Consider the following 19,577-nt stretch of genomic DNA (forward strand, 5'->3'; position numbering starts at 1 on the left):
AATGGGGTTGTCCGGGTCAGTGATTGACCCGCCGGGATGTGACCGGGTTGAGGCTGCGGGCGAGCGCGTCGCCCGCGACCTGGATGATCGCCACCGTCACGATGAGCACGATGATGGTGGCGACCATGACCCCCTGGTCGAATCTCTGGTATCCGTAGGTGACCGCGACGTAGCCGAGTCCGCCCGCGCCGATCGTGCCGGCGATGGTGGAGTACTCGATCATCGCGATCGTGTTGATCGTCAGACCGCCCACGATGCTCGGCAGTGCCTCGGGAACCTGTGCCTTCCAGATGACCTGCGCATTGGAACCGCCGGAGGCGCGTGCGACGTCGATGGTCGACGCCGGGACCGACCGGAGCGAATTCTCGACAATGCGTGTGAAGAAGGCGATTCCGGCGATCGACATCGGGACCACCGCCGCGGCGATACCGATGTTGGTGCCGGTGATGAGGCGGGTGAACGGGATGATCGCCGTCATCAGCACCAGGAAGGGCAACGAACGCCCGATGCTGATGACCCACGACAGGGGAGTGTGCAGCGACCGCCTCGCGAAAAGGCCACCGGGAGCGAGATTGTGGATGAGCGCGCCCAGTGGCACGCCCACCACCAGGACGACGACCATCACGATGCTCACCATCAGGACCGTGTCGATCGCCGCCGGGATGAGCAGGTCGGGGATCTCGTCGAGCGGCACCGTGATGTTCGCCGAGTATGTGGTGCTCACGCGGCCACCTCCGCGCCCTTGGTGCCGGAGGCGCTCTCTGTCTTGGTGCCGGAGGCGCCCGGTGTCTCCTCGCCGACGCCGCCCTGGACGGTGGCCTCGGTGAGAAGCCTTGCAGCCAGGCCCAACTCGCCCGCGGCGCCGATGAACGCCGCCGCGTGCCCGGTCGGCACCGACACGGTGAGGTCGCCGAAGACGGTCCCGTCGATGGTCTGGACGTTGGCGCCCAGAACCGAGATCGAGAGATCGAGTCGCTTGCCCAGGCGCGTCAGCCAGTCCGCGGGAACCGTCGAGGAGTTGTAGACAACCGAGACCGGGGTCTCGGCCGACGCCGGCTCGGCGCTCGGGCCGCGCGGTCGAAGTGCCTGCCCCAGAACGGAATCTGGGTCCAGGACGAGTTGCTCAAGGCGGCCGTGTTCGACGATGCGGCCCCGGTCGAGTCGGCCGACAGTGTCGGCGACGCGCACGACCGTGTCCATCTCATGGGTGATGAACACCACCGCGAGGCCCAGTTCGTCCCGCACGTCGGTGAGGAGTCGCAGAAATGTGTCCGTGGCCGCGGGATCCAGGCCCGACGTCGCCTCGTCGGACAGGAGGACCGATGGCTTGAGCGCCAGCGCCCGCGCGATGCCGACGCGCTGTCGCTGACCGCCGGAGAGCTGATGCGGGTACCGGTCGGCCTTGTCGGCGAGGCCGACCAGGTCGAGCAGCTCACCGACTCTCGACGCGGTCGATCGTTTTGTCGCCCCGAGATATTCGAGAGGCAGTGCGACATTCTGCGCCGCCGTGCGGCGGGTCAGCAGACTCGCCGACTGGAACACCGTTCCGATCCGGCGCCGGGCATCGCGCAGACCTGAGGTGCCCAGCGCGGTGAGATCCTCACCGTTCACGAAAACCCTTCCCGACGTCGGGCGTTCAAGCAGGTTCAGGCACCGGGCCAGGGTGCTCTTGCCCGCGCCCGACGGGCCGACGACCGCGAAGATCTCACCGGCATCGACGGTGAAGTCGACCTCGTCGAGAACCGTCGTCGGATCGGGTGAGCCCCCGAACACCTTGGTCAGCCCCACTACCTCGATCACCGGAGTTTCCCCTCTGCCGCGCCGATCAGTTCCGCCCCGCTCCCGGTGCCGGTGCCGGTGACGTTCGGCCCGCTCGCTCCGCTCCCGGCGCCGGTGACATTCGGCCCGCTCGCTCCGCTCCCGGCGCCGGTGACCCGAATCGAATCGTCGATGGACGAGTTGACCCCGCCGACCCGGTAGGTCGACCCGCGATGGTTCTCGGGCAATTGATCTCCGCGCCCGAAGAGCTTGTGGCGCAGGGTTCCCGGGACATAGGACCGGTCGTAGAGCCCGCGTCGCTCGAGGGCTGGTACCACGTGGGTGATGATGTCCTCGAACGATCCGGGTGTGACCGCGTAGGCGACGTTGAAGCCGTCGACGTCGGTCTCGGTCACCCAGTCCTGCAGGGCTTCGGCCACCTCGTCCCCGGAGCCGACCAGGACGGGCCCCATCCCGCCGATGCCGCCCCACGCCGCGATGTCGCGCACGCGCCATTCCTCGCCGGTGTCGCTGGCCTGCTGGAACGCGGCCACCGCCGACTGGATGGCATTGCTGTGCACGTTGCCGATCGGTTCGTCGATCTCGTAACCGGCCAGGTCGATGCCCATCCATCCCGACATGAAGACCAGTGCACCCTCCGCGCTGGCGTAGGACTGGTATTCCGCGGCCTTGGCGCGGGCGGCCTCCGGTGTCGAATCGGTGATGATCGTCAGCAGCGTGTAGATCTTCGCGTCGTACGGGTCGCGCCCGGCGAGGACCAGCTCGTCGCGTACCTTGGTCACGACGTCGCGCAGGATGGCCTTGGTCGGTGCGGCGACGAAGATCGCCTCCGCGTTCTCCGCGGCGAAGCGGCGACCGCGCGGCGAGGCGCCGGCCTGGTAGATGACCGGCGAACCCTGTGGCGAGGGCTCCGCGAGATGGATTCCCGGCACGGTGAAATGCGTGCCGCGATGACCGATGTGATGGACCCGTGCCGGGTCGGCGAAGATGCCCGCCTCACGATCCCGGAGCACCGCATCGCGCTCCCACGAACCCTCCCACAGCTTGTACAGCACGGTCAGGTACTCGTCGGCCTGGTTGTAGCGCTCGTCGTGCTCGAGCTGGTCGTCGGCGCCCATGTTGCGGGCCGCGGCAGGGAGATAACCCGTGACGACGTTCCAGCCGATCCGGCCGCGGGTGAGGTGATCCAGCGTCGAGAGACGGCGGGCGAACGGGTAGGGATGCTCGAAACCGGTACCGGTGGTGACGCCGAAGCCGAGGTGCTCGGTGGCGTGCGCCATCGCCGAGACCAGCAGCAGCGGGTCGTTCACGGGGATCTGCGCACCTTGGCGGATCGCGGCTTCGTCGTTGCCGGCGTACACGTCGTAGGTGCCGAGGACATCGGCGATGAACAGGCCGTCGAATCCGCCGGTCTCCAGCAGTCGGGCGAGGTCAACCCAGTAGTCGATGGTGTTGTAGTTCCACGACCGGTCGTCGGGGTGACGCCACAGTCCGGGCGACTGGTGCGCAACGCAATTCATGTCGAAGGCGTTGAAACGGATCTTGCGGGGGGTGTTCGGTTCTGACACCGGAGGAATGATGCTGCCGGATCGAGGGAGTAGCCATCGTTGTGCCCACGGCGAACCTAAACTTGCTCCATGCGATCTTCAGAGGTCTTGCTCGACGGTCTCGGACGAGTTGCCGAGAACGTTCACGCCGTTCTCGACGGGGCCACGTCTGAGCTGTTGAACACCGCACCGGCACCCGGTGCCAATACGATCGCCTGGCTCGTGTGGCATCTGACCCGCGTGCAGGACTCCCACGTCGCCGACGTGGCCGGGTCCGACGAGGTCTGGACGACCGGTGGATGGGCCGACCGCTTCGGTCTCCCGTTCTCGCCGGCAGAGATCGGGTACGGGCAATCCGCCGACGAGGCGGCACGGGTGATCGTCGACGACGCAGGCCTGCTCCGTGACTACTACGACGCAACCCACGCGGTGAGCGTCGACTACATCGACGCGCTGACCGATTCGGATCTCGATCGCATCGTCGACCGGAACTGGGACCCGCCGGTCACGCTGGGCGTACGACTCCTCAGCGTGATCGACGACGACACCCAGCACATCGGTCAGGCCGCATACGTGCGCGGGCTGCTGTCCTGACGCGCAAAGCCCTGATCCGAAAGAATCGCACACCCACTGGTCCCTGAGGTGCGAGGAGCGCAAGCGACGAGCCACGAAGGGTCTGGTGAGTTGCCTCGCCAGACCCTTCGAGCTCGTCGCTCACGCTCCTCGCACGTCAGGGGGCAGGGCGGCTGCGCTGAAAATCCCTGTAGCGGAAGGGGAGCGGCGTCAGGACAGGCAGCCCTTGAAGGTCTGGAAGTCGCCCGCGAATGCCGGTCCCTTGCAGGTCGGCCCGTTCTTGCCGTCGACGACGACTTCACCGCCGGGCCCAGCGATACCGATGGCGAGTCCGGGGCGTATGCCGTCCATGGTGACCGTCGCTCCGGGGCCGAGGGCAATCGCCGCGGGTCCGGCGAAGTTGTCGGCGGTGGAGGAGGCGATGCCGCCGTTGTCGGTGATGGCCAGTGCGAGTCCGGACGGGCCGGATTCCGCACTGCAGGAGTCCGCCGACGCGGACTGTCCGGGCAGCGCCGGACAGATGGTGGGTGCTGCGCTCGCGGACGGTGCGGCTGCGAGCGATACCGCGGTCGCACCTGCGGCTGCGACGACGAATCCAAGTGCTGTGCGAGTGACCGTCTTCATGATGGAACTCCTTTGTCGAGGAACGGTGTCGTGCGTGGAGCGATTCGGAATGGCCGTCGGGCCGGATGGGGTCCGATCGCACGCCGCCTCGCCATCGGAGGTGTGCCCATCCGGCGTAGGTTGAAAACGTGCAGCTGAGAATCTTCACCGAACCCCAGCAGGGTGCGACCTACGACGACCTGCTCACCGTCGCCAAGGCGACCGAGGAACTGGGTTACGACGCATTCTTCCGTTCCGACCACTTCACCGGCATGGGTGGCGACGGCCTACCCGGACCCACCGACGCGTGGATCACATTGGCCGGCCTGGCCCGCGAGACCTCACGGATCCGGCTGGGGACCCTCGTGTCGTCGGCCACTTTCCGCCTGCCCGGACCGTTGTCGATCGCGGTCGCCCAGGTCGACCAGATGAGCGGTGGCCGTGTCGAATTGGGGATCGGGACGGGTTGGCACGAGCGCGAGCACGAGGCGTACGGGATTCCGTTCCCGCCGTTGAAGGAGCGGTTCGACCGCCTCGAGGAGAACCTCGAGATCATCACCGGCCTCTGGCAGACCCCGCTGGGTGACGAGTTCGACTACGAGGGCAAGCACTTTCACCTCTCGCGGTCACCGGCCCTGCCCAAACCCGTGCAGAGTCCGCGCCCGCCGATCATCATCGGAGGCAGCGGCAAGAAGCGGACACCCGCGCTGGCGGCGCGTTTCGCCGACGAGTTCAATGTCGTGTTCCAACCCCTCGACGTCGCCGGTGATCTCATCGGACGCGTCCGCACGGCGTGTCTGGACGCGGGTCGCGACCCCGCGTCCCTCACCTACTCCGCGGCGCTCGTATTGTGCTGCGGCCGCGACGAAGCCGAGTTCCGGCGCCGGGCCGAGGCCATCGGCCGGGAGCCGGAGGAGCTGCGCGAGAACGGGGCTGCGGGAACGCCGGGCGAGGTCGCCGCCACGATCGCGACGTACCGCGAGCTCGGCGTCACCCGCATGTATCTGCAGACCCTGGATCTGTCGGACCTCGACCACCTCGAGCTGGTCGCCTCGGAGGTCGCCCCGCAGCTCGCGTGAGGGTCTGTCGGTCACGAGAGCTTGTCAGGTCACGACCGCCGCCCCGCTGCTCCTGTGGTGCGAGGAGCGATGGCGACGAGCCTCGAAGGGTTCGCCCGACCCGGCACCCGGCGCGGCCCGGATGGGCCATAATCCACCCCATGGCCGACAGGGGCGAGCACGCATCACCGAGACCGCCGGAACGTCAGCGCATCAAGAAGCTGGCGCAGGCCGCACTCAATGCCGATGTGACCGTCGAACAACTCGAGGGCATCCTCGCCGACATGGGCGAGACCCTCGACGGACTCGGACCGACGCTGGACGGACTGAACTCGACCATCGCGAAACTCGACTCGACGCTCGTGCGCCTCTCGGGGACCCTGGACCAGGTCGACGCCACCGTCGACCGCATGTCCGACATCGTCGGCCGGCTCGAGCGCGTCGTCGGACGGGTCGAGGCGCTTGTCGGTATCGGCGAAACCGCCCTCAAGCCGCTGGGCGCCCTGGAGTCGGCGGGCAAGTCCGTGGTCGCCCGGCTCGGCTGGCGCTGAACATCGAAACGAGATCAGGGAATGACACCGGAAGAACACAGTTTTCGCGGTCGGCACGGGCACACCATCGTCTATGACATCCATCGGCCCCAGGAGAGTCCGCGCGGCGTCGTCGTCGTGGTGCACGGTCTCGCCGAGCACGGTCGGCGATATCTGCATGTGGCCGAGCGGCTCGTCGACGAGGGTTACCTGGTGGCCATCCCGGACCATGTCGGTCACGGACGGTCGGGTGGCAAGCGCCTTCGGCTCCGCCGGTTCGCCGACTTCACCGACGACCTCGACACCGTCCTCGCCCACGTCGCCGACGGAAGCGTCCCGACGTTTCTGATCGGGCACAGCATGGGCGGGTGCATCGCCCTCGATTACGCGCTCGATCACCAGGACAAGCTCGACGGTCTGATCCTGTCGGGCGCCGCCGTTCTGCCCGGCGACGATCTGCCCGACCTGGCCGTGCGATTCGCGCCGCTGATCGGACGGATCGCACCGGGATTGCCCACCACCGAGCTGAGCTCGTCGAGCATCTCCCGGGACCCGGCCGTCGTCGCCGCCTACGACGCCGATCCGCTTGTGACTCGCGGCAAGATCCCGGCCGGGCTCGGTGGCGCGATGATCGGCACCATGCGGTCGTTTCCCGAGCGCCTGCCGTCGTTGCAGTTGCCCGTCCTGGTGATGCACGGCAGCGAGGACGCGCTCACCGATCCGCGCGGTAGCGAACTCGTCGAGCGACTCGCCGGGTCGGCGGACAAGACGCTCGTCATCTACGACGACCTGTTCCACGAGATCTTCAACGAGCCCGAGCAGCAGGTGGTGCTCGACGCGGTCACGACGTGGTTGCGCGGACACACCGCGGACCGGTGAGCCGCGGAGCGCTCCTCACGCGACTCGCACCAGCACACCGGCCACCAGGACCAGTACGCCGCCGATCTCGCCGACGATGAGCGCGAGCATGAACAGGTAGGTGCCGCGCGTCGGATCGACGAACTGATTCGTGGTGTCCCGCAGGGCCCCGTGGACGCAGTACGCGGCGATCGCGCCGACGAAGAAGACGATCGGGACCGCGGCCGCGATCACGTTGACGGCCGTCGGAAAGGCGCTGAGCTCGACCAGTGCCGCGAGCACGAGGGTGGCGAACGAGTACATCAGTGCCGCCCGGTGCGCGATGTCGACGTACACGTGCGCCGTCCGCTCCGGCGAGGTGCGGATGCCGTGGTATTTCCACACACCCAGCGCGAGCGCCCAGACGAGGATCGCTCCGGAGGCCAGGACCACGACGGTCGTGTCGACGCCGACGAGATCGGCGAGATCGTGGTCGGCGGCGGTCATGGCTGAACGCTAGCAGCAGATCGGGCCGTCGAGGACCGGCCGCTCACCTGTCCCGTACCCGCTCACCCGATTTCGGTGAGCGGGTAGGGAAACGGCGAGCGTGGAATAGGTTCAGCGAGACGGAACCGGGGTGGTGCTCGAGCTACTGGGGGTCGACGAGCCCGGACCCCTGGGGGCGAGCCGCGGTGCATTCGGCGCGCTGGTCTCGGTGCTGGTGGCCGACTCCGGGGCGGTCGCGTCCACCGACTCCGACCCCGACACCGCGGACGGCGCGAGTCCGGCCGACGAGGACTCCGATGCGGACGACTCGGCCGACGAGGACTCGGCGGCAGAGGACGCCGACTCCGAAGCGGATTCGGATGCGGAGGAGTCCGTGGCGGACAGGCCGAAGAGGTCGAGGGCCGGCGATTCCTCGGCTGCCTTCTTCGCCGCGAGGGTCACCTTCGCGGGTGCTTCGGGATCGGGTTCGCCCGAGGCGGACACGACCGTCGTCTTCGCGGTCACCGGCGGGTTGTTGCGCAGCGTGGTGAGCACGTGGTCCTTACCGTCGCCGAGGGCGCGTCCCCAGTTCTCCCAGGTGTGGCCGCCGTAGTTCGGCAACGAGATCACCGATACGCCGGCCTGCTTCGCCTGCAGCTGCATGAGCACGGTCGACACCGCGGACAGGATCTCGAGTGCCATCGCGCTGAGCTGATCCTGCGGCGACAGCTTGGCCATCTCCGACGGGGAGAGGAATCCGTTGCCCGAGGAGATGATGAGGACCTGGCCGTTGTCGGCCAGCTGGGTGAGGTTCTTCGACGGGTCGTTGTCGGTCCAGCGGGTACTTCCCGGCGCGCCCCACATGTTCACGACGCCGTTGACGTAGTTCGAGACCATCGTCTGAGTGGCCATGACGCCGAGGGCGCCGACCGGGTTGTCGGTCTGGTAGTAACCCGACATCGCCTGGACCACCTTGAACTGTTCCGGGTGGCGCTCGGCAAGGGTCACCGCCGGTCCGCCGGACATCGACAGTCCGATGATCGCGTTGTTGTTGCGTGCCACGCCGAACTCGCGTTCGAGGTAGCCCGGCAGCTCCGAGGTCAGGAACGTCTCCTGCTTGATGATCGTGTTCTTGTCACCGGCGCCGCCGTCCCAGTCGGTGTAGAACGACGACGCGCCGCCCACCGGCATCACCAGGGTGGTGTCGGCCTTGGCGTCGTAGACCTTGGCGGCCTGGACGTCGGTGGTCCACGCCGAGCGGGTCTCGCTGGCCCGCATGCCGTCGAGCAGGTAGACGCCGCTGTCGCTGCCGCTCGAGGCGCGGATCTGGACGATCACCTCGCGCTTCTGCGACTCCGACCACACCTTGCAGTTCTGGACGTAATTGCCCGACTTGTCCCAGGTACACCCCGGTCGCAGGACTTCGGGATGCCCGCGCAAGGCGCTTGCGGTGTTCGACGAGTTGAGCAGCGTGCTCGCCCCGAACAGGCCGAGGGTGAGGATCACGACCACCGAGATACCGGTGAGGACTCGGCGTCGAGGTGAGAATCTGCGCGGCGACTCGGGCGTCTGGCCCGCAGGGGTGGAGGGGACGGGCGGTTCGCTGTGCGAGTGCGACATGGAGCTCCTGACATACGCGGCCGTCCGATCACACGGTGCCGATGTCAGGGATGTCGTTCGGAGAGGGGACCGGTGTTACCGGCCCGACGGATTTTCTCGGGCAATTTTCCGGACGACCTCGGCGGTGTCGCCCGGACGTTCCCACCAGAACATGTGCCCGACGCCGGCCCACCGGGTCAGGGTCGCCTGCTGGATGAGATCGGCCAGACGCTCGCCCTCGGCGACCGAGATCACCTCGTCGACGTCCCCGTGGATGACCGCGGTCGGCATGGTGAGTGATCCGATCCGGTCGCGGGTGTCGTGTCCCGCGCATGCGCCCGCCTGCCACGCGACGACGGCCGACGGCACGCGGCGCTGCGTCGACATCGACACGAAACGGTCGAACGCCCCGGTGTGGGCGGTGTACCCGGGCGACAGATTGACCTCGAACGCGGTGCGGGCGACGCGCGCGGCGTCGCGGGAGGAGATCGCCTCGACGAGGCGGATCGCCCCGGGTGCGCCGATGGCCCCGGGGCCGCCCGCGGTGGTGCACCCGAGGACGAGACTGCGCACGCGATCCGGGGCGGCGAGGGCGAGTTCCTGCGCGATCATGCCGCCCATGGAGGTACCGAGGACGTGGGCGCTGTCCCAGTCGAGTCCGTCGAGGATTCCGCGGGCGTCGTCGGCCAGGTCGGCGATGGTGAACGGCCCCTCGGCGCGACTGCTCGCCCCGATGCCCCGGTGGTCGTAGACGGCAACCGAGAAGCGCGGCGTCAACTCGTCGAGGAGCTCGTCGGTCCACATCCCGCGGTGTGCAGACATGCCGCCGATGAGCAGGAGCGGTTCGCCCTCGCCGAACACCTCGGCGTCGAGGACGGGGCCGGCGTCGGACGCGACGGGGATCTGCATGCGCCGATCGTAGCCACGCGGACAAGGGGATACGTATGTACCGGGATTCCCCTCACAGGGCCGGCGCGATGGCCTTCCACATGTTGGGGAGTTCCTTCTCCCAGTAGTACCAATGGTGGGTTCCGACGTCCTGCAAGGCGTCGGTGAAGGGCAGGCCCGCGCGCCGCAACTGCCCGGCGAACCGGCGCGAACAGTCGCTGGTCGCGATCTCGAAGGCCGATGACGCGGCAAGCACCACCTGGTACAGGCCTTCTTCGGGCGTCACGTCGCGCTTGATGTCGGCGGGTCCGAGCCGGCCCGCGCCGGAGTACAGGTAGAGGGCCTTCCCGCGGAGGTTGTCCAGACGGAGCGCGGGATCGTGGTCACGCCAGCCCCGGGAGCCGGCCGTTCCCCACAGATTGTCCGCGTTCGCCCCGCCGCGGGCGAGTGTCGCCCGGACGTAGGTCTCGCCCTGCGGGGAGGACACCGGTGGACAGCCACTGATCGAGGCCACCGCGCGGTACAGCGCCGGGGTGCGGGAGGCGATCGTGAACGCCGCCTGTCCACCCATCGAGACGCCGGCGATACCCCGGGAACCATCGGATTCGAAGCGCGCGTCGATGAGCGGCGGAAGTTCCTTGGTCAAGAACGTCTCCCACATGGGTCGGCCCACCCGTGGGTCCCGGCGCTCCCAGTCGGCGTACTGGCTCCCGTACGCACCTGTCGGGAGCACGACGTTCACGTCCTTGTCGCCGAAGAACTCATCGACGTTGCCGGCTCCGCGCCAGCCGCTGTCGTTGCCGCGCGAACCCGCCCCGTCGAGGAGGTAGAGCGTCGGCCGGGGCCCGGTCTTGACTCGTGGCGTCAGGACGAACAGCTTGATCTTCTTGTTCATCGCCGCCGAGTAGACCCAGACCGATGCGCGGGTGGGTGACTCCTGCGCCACCGACACGATGCGCGACTCGGCGGGCGTCGCGACCGCAGGCGCGGCGGCCAGACACAGAACCACCGGGCACGCAACGACCAGACACGCGGCAGCGGCCGCGCGAAGAACTCGAAACACTGTCCCCCCGTTTGCGTCACGTGGACGCTCTTCCCCCCGAAAGATGTGGAATCGACCGCGGGGCGTCGAGCCGCCGCGGTCGACGTCGTTCGGCCAGCGTAAGACGTTCGCGAAGCTCTGTCCGGACTTGCGAGATATCGACGCGGCCACCGCGAGGTGCCGCGACCCCCGCGTTGGACCTCTCGACGACGCCGCCGGGCCCTCCGATCAGGAATGCCCGGCGGCGTCACCGGGTGTACGAGGGGTCTACGCCCTCAGGCGCCGAAGCCGAGCAGCGACTTCACCTCGAGGAACTCGTCGAAGGCGTAGTCGCTCCACTCGCGTCCGTTGCCGCTCTTCTTGTAACCGCCGAACGGTGCGCTCGGGTCGAGCTGGGCGCCGTTGAGCGAGATCGAGCCTGCGCGGATCTGCGATCCGATGCGGCGGACCTCGTCGACGTCCTTGCCCGACACGTAGCCGGCGAGGCCGTATTCGGTGTCGTTGGCGACCTTGACCGCCTCGTCGATCGAGTCGTAGGCGATGACCACGAGGACGGGGCCGAACACCTCGGTGCGGGCGATCTCCATGTCGTTGGTGACGTTGGTGAAGACGGTCGGCTTCACGTAGTAACCGGTTTCGAGGCCCTCGGGACGGCCGGCACCACCGACGACCGCGGTGGCACCGTCGGCGATGGCGCGCTCGATGAGGCCCTGGATCTTGTCGAACTGCGCCTCGGAGACGACCGGCCCCAGCTTCACGTCGGTGGTGGGATCGCCGACGGTGAGCTCGGCGGCGACGCCCTTGGCGATCTCGGCGACCTCGTCGACGCGACTCGCGGGGACCAGCATCCGGCTCGGAGCGTTGCAGGACTGTCCCGAGTTCATCATCATCGTCGCGATGCCGCCGGCGACGTTCTTCGCGAAGTCGTCGTCGTCGAGGATGATGTTCGGGCTCTTGCCGCCGAGCTCCTGGGCCACGCGCTTGACGGTCGGCGCAGCGGTCTTGGCGACCTCGATACCGGCACGGGTGGAACCGGTGAACGAGATCATGTCGATGCCCTCGTGGCTCGCCAGAGCGGCGCCCACGCCGGGGCCGTCACCGTTGACGAGATTGAACACGCCCGCGGGCACGCCCGCGGCGTCGAAGATCTCGGCGACGATCGCCGCGCTGAACGGCGCGACCTCCGACGGCTTGAGGACCATGGTGCAGCCCGTGGCCAGGGCCGGGGCGACCTTGCACATGACCTGGTTGAGCGGCCAGTTCCACGGGGTGATGAAACCGCAGACGCCGATCGGCTCCTTGGCGATGCGCGAGCTGCCGCGATCCTCGACGAACTTGTACTCCGGGAGCTGGGCGGCGGCGGTCATCAGGTGGCCGAGACCGATGGGCACCTGCGCGGCATTGGTCAGGCCGACCGGCGAGCCCATCTCCTCGGTGACCGCGGCGGCGAGGTCGCCCATGCGGTTCTGGTATTCGGCGATGATCCGGTTGAGCACCTCGAGGCGCTCGGAGACGGTGGTCTGCCCCCAGGTGACGAAAGCCCGGCGGGCGGCGGCGACCGCGGCGTCGACGTCGGCGGCACCACCGATGGCGACCTGACCGGCCGACTTCTCGGTGGCCGGGTTGATGACGTCGATGAGGTTGAGCTCTGCGGGCTCGACCCACTGGCCGTCGATGTAGAACTTGGTGATGTCCGGCATGGTGCCTCCGTTGCAGCCTGAAGTGAGGACAATTGTTGTCTGTTTCACACTCTAGGCGCTGCTGCGACCGGGGTCTCGTGAATCCCAGCCTCCGGTCGTGACACTTTGTGACCGATTCTGGGACAGCCGTCCCAGTCGCAATCTACGACGGTCGGCCCGCCGCTGTGGAGCTAGGGTCGAGTCATGATCCTCATCGTCGTGAAGTTCCCGATCAAACCCGAATACGCCGACGAGTGGCCCGAGTTGTCACGCGAATTCACCGAGGCGACGCGCGCCGAGCCCGGCAACAAGTGGTTCGACTGGTCGCGGTCGATCGAGGATCCGAACACCTATGTGCTGGTGGAGGCCTTCGACGACGACGCCGCGGAGGCGCACGTCACGGCTCCGCACTTCAAGCAGGCCCAGCAGGAACTCCCCAAGTACCTCCAGCGCACACCCGACGTCATCAACACGACGGTCGACGGTGACAGCTGGTCGGAGCTCGGGGAGTTCCGGGTCGACTGACCCGGCTCAGCGGCCGGCGCGGACCCCGGACGCCGCGTCGGCTTCTCCCGCAGCATCCGCCGGGCGGGCGGCATCGTCGCCGAGCCCCAGCTTCTCGCCCTCGATGTCGACGTCGGGGAGAATCCGGTCGAGCCAGCGCGGCAGCCACCAGGCCTTGTCGCCCAGAACGGTCAGCACCGCCGGCATCAGCGTCATCCGGACCACGAAGGCGTCGAAGAACACCGCGGCCGCCAGTGCGAAGCCCATGACCATGATGAAGGCCATGTCCTGCAGCATGAACGCGGCGAACACCGAGATCATGATCGCCGCCGCGGCGGCCACCACGCGGGCGCTGTGGCGGTATCCCTCGACGACCGCGGTCTTGGCGTCGGCCCCGTGTACGTAGGCCTCCCGCATTCGCGTCACCAGGAACACCTGGTAATCCATCGCGAGCCCGAACACGATGCCCACCAACATGATCGGCAGGAACGACACCAGCGGTTGCGGGTTGTCGACGATGCCCAGCGCGCCGTCGGTGAACAGCGCCACTGTCACGCCGAAGGTCGCGGCGACACTCAGCAGGAAGCCGAGGGCCGCGGTGAGCGGCACCAGGATCGAGCGGAACACGATGATCAGCAGGATGAACGCGAGACCCACCACGACCAGGAGGTAGGGGATCAGCGAACTCGACAGGCGGTCGGAGATGTCGAGTTCGATCGCGGTCTGGCCGGTCACGCCGTAGGAGATGCCCATCGTGCTCTGCACCTGGGGTTCCATCTCGCGCAGGCTCTCCACCAGTGCGGGAGTCGCCTCGTCGGCCGGGGCGGTCGACGGGATGATCGTGATCTTGGCGGTGTCGCGGGCCTCGTTGAGTCCACCGGCGCCGATCTGGGCGACCTCGACGTTGTCGACACGACCGAGGTCGTCGACGAGGGTGTCGAAGGCGCGCAGGCGTTCGCCGGTGTCCTCGATGGCTCGACCGTCCGCGACGACGACGAGCGGTCCGTTGAAGCCGGGGCCGTAGCCGTCGGCGACCATGTCGTAGGCCTTGCGCTGGGTCTCCGACGGTTCGGCGGTCCCGTCGTTGGGCAGTGCGAGCTTGAGGCCGGCCATCGGGATCGCGAGGACCACGAGGAGTCCGACGATCGCGACGGTCACGGTGCGCGGACGCGCCACGATGCGCTGGACCCAGCGCTGGCCGTTGTGGACGCGGTCGGTGTCGTGCGGCCCGACGTCGGGAGCGTTGAGACGTGGCACGCGTCCGGCGAACGCCTTGCCGCCGAAGAGTCCGAGGATCGCCGGCAGGAGCGTGAGAGCGACCAGCACGGCCGCGACCACGGTGCCCGCCGCGGCGATACCCATGGCGGTGAGGAACGGGATGTTCACGATCGCCAGCGCGGCCAGTGCGATGACGACGGTGCTGCCGGCGAAGACGACGGCCGAACCGGCGGTGCCGACGGCCCGGCCGGCCGCATCGGCCCGGTTCGCCGAGCGATGGATCTCGTGGCGGTAGCGGGAGACGATGAACAGCGCGTAGTCGATGCCGACCGCGAGGCCGATCATCGTCGCGAGGATCGGGGTCTCGTTGCTGAGATCGAAGAAGTGGGTGCCCATCTGGACGCCGAGCATCCCGATCGCCACTCCGACGATCGCGGTGATGATCGGCATGCCCCATGCGACGAGGGAGGCGAACGTGAGGATGAGGATCAGCGCGCCCACGCCGATACCGATCAGTTCGGAGGTGATCCCGAGCTCGAATTGCTGTGTGGCGGAACCCTTCATCTCGACGGTCAGTCCCGCGGCCCGCGCGTCGTCGGCGATCGCGTCCATCTGCTCGCGCATCGTCTCGGTCACATCCGACGACGCCTCGACGTCGAAGGACGCGCCGAGTTGCGCGACGGTGCCCGCCGCGTTGATCGGCGAGGTGGCCTGCGCATCGGCGGCCGCCTCCTCGGCGTTCTTGCCGAAGGTCTTCTCCTGGAAAGTGGCCGACAGTTCACGGAGCTGACCCGGTGACTGCTCGGTGCCGTAGGAGACGAACGGATTGGTGATCGAGTCCGGGCTCTTCACGTCCTCGACGGACCTGAGGCCGGCGACCATCGAGTCGATGGCCTCCTGGTACCGGGGTTCGGTGAGCGTCGAACCCTCCGGTGCGCGAACGACATACGTGACGCCGATGTCGGAACCGAACGTGGCCTCGCCGGGGAAGCGCTCGACCATCAGGTCCTGCGCCCGCTCCGAGGGGATGCCGGGGATGGAGAACGACTCCGACGTCGGCTTGGCCAGCAGGCTCGCGCCGATGCCCAGCCCGATGAGGACCAGCACCCAGATCGCGATCGTCTTGAGGCGGTTCTCGAACGCCCATCGCCCTAGTCGGTACAGGTGTGTTGCCACGTCAGTGCTCCTCGGGGAATGGGTCGGCGAGATCGTTCATGGGTCGGATGGGTAGCGACAGCCCGGCGGCCAGCTGGTCGAAGGCGCACTCCAGGACGGTGGCCAGTTCCGTGTTGGTCTTTGGGGCGTCGCTGTGCCGGGTCACCCAGAATTCGAGGGCGACACGGATGGTGGTGATCGCGTTGTGCAGGACGAGTCGTGGATAGAGCGTGTGTGCCGGCTGTCCGCGCCGGGTGTAGAGCTCGGTGAGCCGGGCGTCGACGGTGTCGCCCAATTCCATGTCACGGGACCTGGCCGTCAATCCGGGGTCCGTGTCGAGAAGACGAAGGAGCGCGACGATCTCATCCGGTTCGCCGACGTCAGGTGAGGCGGCGGCCTCGGTGAGGGCCGTGCGGACCGAACAGAAGAACGTCTCCTCGCTCGGCCGGGCTTCGATCCGCTCGACGATCGTGTCGACGAGGGAGGACACGAAGTACAGCAGCGCGTCCTCTTTGCCGCTGAAGTAATTGTGGAAGGTGCGTACGGAGACGTTCGCCTCGGCCGCGACGGCGTCGATCGTCACATGGTCGATGCCGGCGCGGGTGGACAGCCGCAGCACGGCGCGGGCGAGCGCCGAGCGGGTTGCCGCCTTCTTCGCTTCGCGGAGGCCGGTGGAGTGCACATCGTCCACGGTACGGACCGTGCAGGAAGCTGCAAACTTGCAGGACTATGCAATTTCAAGGAGATGCTCACACTGTGCTAGTGGAATGTCGAACGTCACAAACAGGTCGACCGTCCTCCGGAGCTGGGACGTTTGGCTCCTATCGTCAATCGTCCCAGCTCAAAAGGCGATTCGTAGATCGTCAAACCCCACGTCATCATTGGCTCGGCCCGGGGTGAGCCGGTAGTACGACCGCAGGCCCTGGCTGTCAGTTCCAGCTGGGCATGCTTCCTGCGGCGTATCGGGCCCCAAATCCGCCTGCCGGGAGGATGTCGTCGATGCGGCTAAGGTCGGCGGCGGTGAGGTGCAGGTCAGCAGCGACGGCGTTCTCGGCGACTCGGTGTGACTTGCGGGTGCCAGGGATCGGCACTATGTGGTCGCCTTGGGCGAGCAGCCACGCGAGGGCCAACTGAGCAACAGTGCTTCCCTTCGTGGCGGCGAATTCGGTGAGTTTGCGTGTCGCTTCGACGTTCTTCTCGAAGTTTCCTGGCTGCCAGCGCGGATCTGTTCGTCGCATGTCGGTCTCGTCGTATTGGTCTGCGGGCACCGCTGTGCCGGTGAGAAATCCACGTCCCAGGGGTGAGTAGGGGACGAATCCGATCCCGAGTTCCGTCAGGGTGGGGAACAGGATCTCGACGTCGCGTTCGAATAGCGAGTATTCGGTCTGTAGCACCGACACCGGCTGCACGGCGTGGGCTCGTCGGATTGTTTCGGATCCGGCCTCGCTGAGCCCGAAGTACTTCACTTTTCCGACTTCGATGAGTTCTTTGACGGTGCCGGCGACGTCCTCGATGGGAACGTTTGGATCGACTCGGTGCTGGTAGAGCACGTCTATATGATCGACTTGCAGGTATCGCAGACTGCTCTCGGCCACCTCGCGAATGTGCTCAGGGCGACTGTCGAATCCATAGTCGCGCGTGAAGCCGAACTTTGTTGCGAGCGTGATGTCATCGCGAAAGCCTTTGACTGCGCGACCCACGATCCTCTCGTTCTCACCCCAGCCATACATTTCGGCGGTGTCGAAGAGGGTCACTCCGAGTTCATGTGCTTTGCGGATCGCCGCAATGCCCTCGTCTGCGTCTCCTGAACCGTAGGCGATCGATATTCCCATCGCCCCGTACCCGAGTGCCGACGTCTCAAGGCCCTGTGATCCGAGTGTTCGCTTGTGCAAGATATGTCCTTTCGTAGACCTCTTCAACCTACGCCTCGATTGGCAGTCGATGCCACGCCAGACGGATGGTGCGTGGCCCGGTACGATGGCGGGATGGACGAGGCGACCACAGGCACGAGAGCGTGGCTGCGTGAAGCGGCCCGTGCCTCTGTCCGAGAGCAGGTTGCCGACCGTGCGTTGACGTTGTTTGACGAGCGCGGGTTCGACTCGGTGACGGTTCACCAGCTTGCTGACGCAATCGGGATTTCACCGCGCAGCTTCTTCCGCTACTTCCCGTCTAAAGAGGATGTAGTGATCGGCGACCCCGAGCCCTTCGGCGAGATCGTTCGCAGCGCCGCGGCCCAACGCCCGGCCGACGAGTCGGTGTGGACTGTGTTGCGCCGGAGCTTCGACCCGATCGTCGAACTCACCGAGAGGCCGGCTTATCAGGCGCGTGGGCTGAGGTCCATACGGGTCACGATGAGCACTGCTTCGTTGCGCGCTCGCAACTACGAAAAACACCTCAGTTGGGCGGCGATGCTCGAGCCCGTAATTCTGGATCGGATGGAGGGTGTCAGGGACTCTCGACTGTTCAGAGCCCGAGCACTGATTCTCTCTGCGCTGTCCTGCTTGGACGCCGCGCTGGCAGAATGGACCCTCTGTGAGGGGGCGGTTCCGTTGCACACTCTCCTCGACGACGCCTTCGCCACCGTGCATTCGGCCCATGGGCGAGACGGGGATGCCTGAGGGCCCGATTGTCAAGATCCACCCCTCTGGAGCTGAGCTGCTTGCGCTGCCCGAGTGTCATCGGACCTCGAGGATAGGCCTGGCCTTGGGGGGCGTGTGGAAGGGTCGTGACTTCAAGGACGTCGCGGTCGTCACGTCTGGGGGTACAAGCCAACCTTCTCGCTGTCTCGAACCGCTATCACGCCACTGGCGGCGCAAAGAAGGCCGGTACCACCGCCAAGAAGCGCCCAGAAGGCCTCTGAGATCGGCGCGGTGCGATGTCGACCAACGCGCCTTTCTGTACCCTTAGGTGCGCACTTGCTGCGGACCCACATCCCGAGGCGTTCTGCGACATACGCACCTGCCTGGCTCCGGTGACGATAGTGCGCAGTTGGTGCACGCGTCAGTTGTCCTTCAAACCGCCACCCTAGGACGATGACTGGCGGTGAGTGTTGCGGTTATCGGTAGTCAATCGCGAAGGGTAGTTAATTGCGAAAGGGGTCAGGCCGTTCTGAGTTCGGCTGATCAGCCGTCATTCGACTCTTCATCACCTTCGCAACTCAGCCCGTGCAGCACGAGTGCACGCGCGGTCATTACGACAGAGTCCAAGGAACCCAGCTTGGGGTTCCACCATTCAGCCGCCCAGTTCATCGCGCCGAGTACAAGCATGCGAGAAGCACGCAGATCGAGCTCGGGGCGTAGACTGCCCTCTTCGCGCGCATCTTTCAGTAATTGGTTCCAAAGCTCACCGTAGAGCTTTTCCTCCACCTCGCGGCGGGCCCGAATGTCATCAGGTACTTGGCCCGCGTTCCTGATAGAAGCAGTCGCATACACGGACAGATCCAGCACGAGACGCATGTGGGATTCGACTGCGGCACCGATACGCTCTGTCGCGCTCGCAGTCGCGGGCAAAGCTGCCAGCATGTCCGCAACGTGTTCGCGCGTGAGGCTGATACCGAGGTGCATGACCTCGCCCACTAGGGCATCTCGCGACGGGAAATAGTAATAGATGGCGGGGGCCTGCAGGCCTGCGATGTCGGCGATTTCGGTGAGGCGAGTTCGCGCATAGCCTCGAACACTAAGTACATGAGCGGCCGCATCGAGAATGCGGAGTCGGGTCTGTTCGGACTTCGACTCGCCTTCGCTGCGATCGCGCAAACTAACGCTATTGACCAGCCCAGACTTGATCGACGCCATCCGCTGATCATAGTGGGCCGTGACCGGGAGCATGAACCCAGAGCCCTCGGATCACCCGCCCATTCCTCTCTGGGGTGCGGTTGACACGTTCGACCTTGCTGTCGTTTTCGGCCTGTGCGGTCCAGTTGTGCTCGATCATGTTGTCATCCAACAACTCCCGGAACATCCCGGACCGGTAGCACGATTCGTTGTAGGTCATCATCACCCGAAGCGTGACACCGAAGATGCAAAGTGGGTCAATGCCCGGGCCATGAGCGCGGTAGCGGATCCTCCTTCTCATCAGTC

General features: G+C 66.7%; 20 protein-coding genes. 6 read left to right on the forward strand and 14 right to left on the reverse strand.

Features of this window, described 5'->3' with window-relative positions; translation table 11 throughout:
* Positions 1-16: 16 nt before the first annotated feature.
* Genes KTR9_RS08575 through KTR9_RS08585 form a run of 3 tightly spaced genes read right to left on the reverse strand, consistent with a single transcriptional unit; the run spans position 17 to position 3,347 of the window.
* The gene (locus tag KTR9_RS08575; RefSeq protein ID WP_010841755.1) at positions 17-724 is read right to left on the reverse strand and encodes a methionine ABC transporter permease; all 708 of its coding nucleotides are present in this window, start codon (positions 722-724) and stop codon (positions 17-19) included.
* The gene (locus tag KTR9_RS08580; protein ID WP_014926055.1) at positions 721-1,800 is read right to left on the reverse strand and encodes a methionine ABC transporter ATP-binding protein; all 1,080 of its coding nucleotides are present in this window, start codon (positions 1,798-1,800) and stop codon (positions 721-723) included. The genes KTR9_RS08575 and KTR9_RS08580 overlap by 4 nt, the downstream gene beginning before the upstream one ends.
* Positions 1,797-3,347 (reverse strand): LLM class flavin-dependent oxidoreductase, encoded by a 1,551-nt coding sequence (locus KTR9_RS08585; RefSeq protein ID WP_148281169.1) that lies wholly within the window; start codon positions 3,345-3,347, stop codon positions 1,797-1,799. Before KTR9_RS08585 ends, KTR9_RS08580 begins: the two co-directional genes overlap by 4 nt.
* Positions 3,348-3,416: 69 nt before the next feature.
* On the opposite strand from KTR9_RS08585, the gene KTR9_RS08590 reads away from it, so the two are divergent.
* Positions 3,417-3,920 (forward strand): mycothiol transferase, encoded by a 504-nt coding sequence (locus KTR9_RS08590; protein WP_014926057.1) that lies wholly within the window; start codon positions 3,417-3,419, stop codon positions 3,918-3,920.
* Positions 3,921-4,109: 189 nt separating this feature from the next.
* Here KTR9_RS08590 and KTR9_RS08595 read toward each other — a convergent pair whose 3' ends face one another.
* The gene (locus tag KTR9_RS08595; protein WP_010841759.1) at positions 4,110-4,523 is read right to left on the reverse strand and encodes a hypothetical protein; all 414 of its coding nucleotides are present in this window, start codon (positions 4,521-4,523) and stop codon (positions 4,110-4,112) included.
* Between the two features lie 128 nt (positions 4,524-4,651).
* On the opposite strand from KTR9_RS08595, the gene KTR9_RS08600 reads away from it, so the two are divergent.
* The 3 genes from KTR9_RS08600 to KTR9_RS08610 all read left to right on the forward strand — a co-directional run bounded on the left by KTR9_RS08600 (position 4,652) and on the right by KTR9_RS08610 (position 6,969).
* Complete coding sequence (locus tag KTR9_RS08600; RefSeq protein WP_014926059.1) at positions 4,652-5,581, forward strand: LLM class F420-dependent oxidoreductase; 930 nt, start codon at positions 4,652-4,654, stop codon at positions 5,579-5,581.
* A gap of 140 nt (positions 5,582-5,721) precedes the next feature.
* Positions 5,722-6,111: a hypothetical protein gene (locus tag KTR9_RS08605; protein ID WP_010841761.1), complete on the forward strand. Its 390-nt coding sequence runs from the start codon at positions 5,722-5,724 to the stop codon at positions 6,109-6,111.
* Between the two features lie 21 nt (positions 6,112-6,132).
* Positions 6,133-6,969, forward strand: a complete 837-nt coding sequence (locus tag KTR9_RS08610) for an alpha/beta hydrolase (RefSeq protein WP_014926061.1) — start codon at positions 6,133-6,135, stop codon at positions 6,967-6,969.
* Between the two features lie 15 nt (positions 6,970-6,984).
* On the opposite strand, the gene KTR9_RS08615 is transcribed toward KTR9_RS08610, so the two are convergent.
* The 5 genes from KTR9_RS08615 to KTR9_RS08635 form a co-directional block, all read right to left on the reverse strand.
* Positions 6,985-7,434, reverse strand: a complete 450-nt coding sequence (locus tag KTR9_RS08615; RefSeq protein WP_010841763.1) for a hypothetical protein — start codon at positions 7,432-7,434, stop codon at positions 6,985-6,987.
* Between the two features lie 111 nt (positions 7,435-7,545).
* Positions 7,546-9,033, reverse strand: coding sequence for an alpha/beta hydrolase (locus tag KTR9_RS08620; RefSeq protein ID WP_014926062.1), 1,488 nt, complete (start codon positions 9,031-9,033; stop codon positions 7,546-7,548).
* Between the two features lie 75 nt (positions 9,034-9,108).
* Positions 9,109-9,921 carry an alpha/beta fold hydrolase gene (locus KTR9_RS08625; RefSeq protein WP_014926063.1) on the reverse strand — a complete coding sequence of 271 codons (813 nt, stop codon included), beginning with the start codon at positions 9,919-9,921 and terminating at the stop codon, positions 9,109-9,111.
* Positions 9,922-9,973: 52 nt separating this feature from the next.
* The gene (locus KTR9_RS08630) at positions 9,974-10,963 is read right to left on the reverse strand and encodes an alpha/beta hydrolase (protein ID WP_014926064.1); all 990 of its coding nucleotides are present in this window, start codon (positions 10,961-10,963) and stop codon (positions 9,974-9,976) included.
* Between the two features lie 254 nt (positions 10,964-11,217).
* Entirely contained in the window at positions 11,218-12,642 is a 1,425-nt protein-coding gene (locus KTR9_RS08635) for an aldehyde dehydrogenase family protein (RefSeq protein WP_014926065.1), read from the reverse strand.
* Positions 12,643-12,825: 183 nt separating this feature from the next.
* Between KTR9_RS08635 and KTR9_RS08640 the strand changes: the two genes are divergently transcribed.
* Entirely contained in the window at positions 12,826-13,146 is a 321-nt protein-coding gene (locus tag KTR9_RS08640) for a putative quinol monooxygenase (RefSeq protein WP_014926066.1), read from the forward strand.
* A 6-nt stretch (positions 13,147-13,152) separates the two neighbouring features.
* Here the strand turns inward: KTR9_RS08640 and KTR9_RS08645 are convergent, their stop codons facing one another.
* The 3 genes from KTR9_RS08645 to KTR9_RS08655 form a co-directional block, all read right to left on the reverse strand.
* Entirely contained in the window at positions 13,153-15,519 is a 2,367-nt protein-coding gene (locus KTR9_RS08645) for an MMPL family transporter (protein ID WP_014926067.1), read from the reverse strand.
* Position 15,520: 1 nt separating this feature from the next.
* Positions 15,521-16,189, reverse strand: a complete 669-nt coding sequence (locus KTR9_RS08650) for a TetR/AcrR family transcriptional regulator (protein ID WP_014926068.1) — start codon at positions 16,187-16,189, stop codon at positions 15,521-15,523.
* Between the two features lie 238 nt (positions 16,190-16,427).
* On the reverse strand, positions 16,428-17,390 hold the full coding sequence (locus tag KTR9_RS08655; RefSeq protein WP_014926069.1) for an aldo/keto reductase: 963 nt from the start codon (positions 17,388-17,390) through the stop codon (positions 16,428-16,430).
* Positions 17,391-17,483: 93 nt separating this feature from the next.
* Here KTR9_RS08655 and KTR9_RS08660 point away from each other — a divergent pair, with 93 nt between their 5' ends.
* Positions 17,484-18,116 carry a TetR family transcriptional regulator gene (locus KTR9_RS08660; protein ID WP_014926070.1) on the forward strand — a complete coding sequence of 211 codons (633 nt, stop codon included), beginning with the start codon at positions 17,484-17,486 and terminating at the stop codon, positions 18,114-18,116.
* A gap of 504 nt (positions 18,117-18,620) precedes the next feature.
* Here KTR9_RS08660 and KTR9_RS08665 read toward each other — a convergent pair.
* Positions 18,621-19,292 (reverse strand): TetR/AcrR family transcriptional regulator, encoded by a 672-nt coding sequence (locus KTR9_RS08665; RefSeq protein WP_049942625.1) that lies wholly within the window; start codon positions 19,290-19,292, stop codon positions 18,621-18,623.
* Between the two features lie 7 nt (positions 19,293-19,299).
* Entirely contained in the window at positions 19,300-19,494 is a 195-nt protein-coding gene (locus KTR9_RS08670; RefSeq protein WP_044506297.1) for a hypothetical protein, read from the reverse strand.
* Positions 19,495-19,577 lie beyond the last annotated feature (83 nt).

The sequence above is a fragment of the Gordonia sp. KTR9 genome (assembly GCF_000143885.2).
Lineage (GTDB): Bacteria > Actinomycetota > Actinomycetes > Mycobacteriales > Mycobacteriaceae > Gordonia.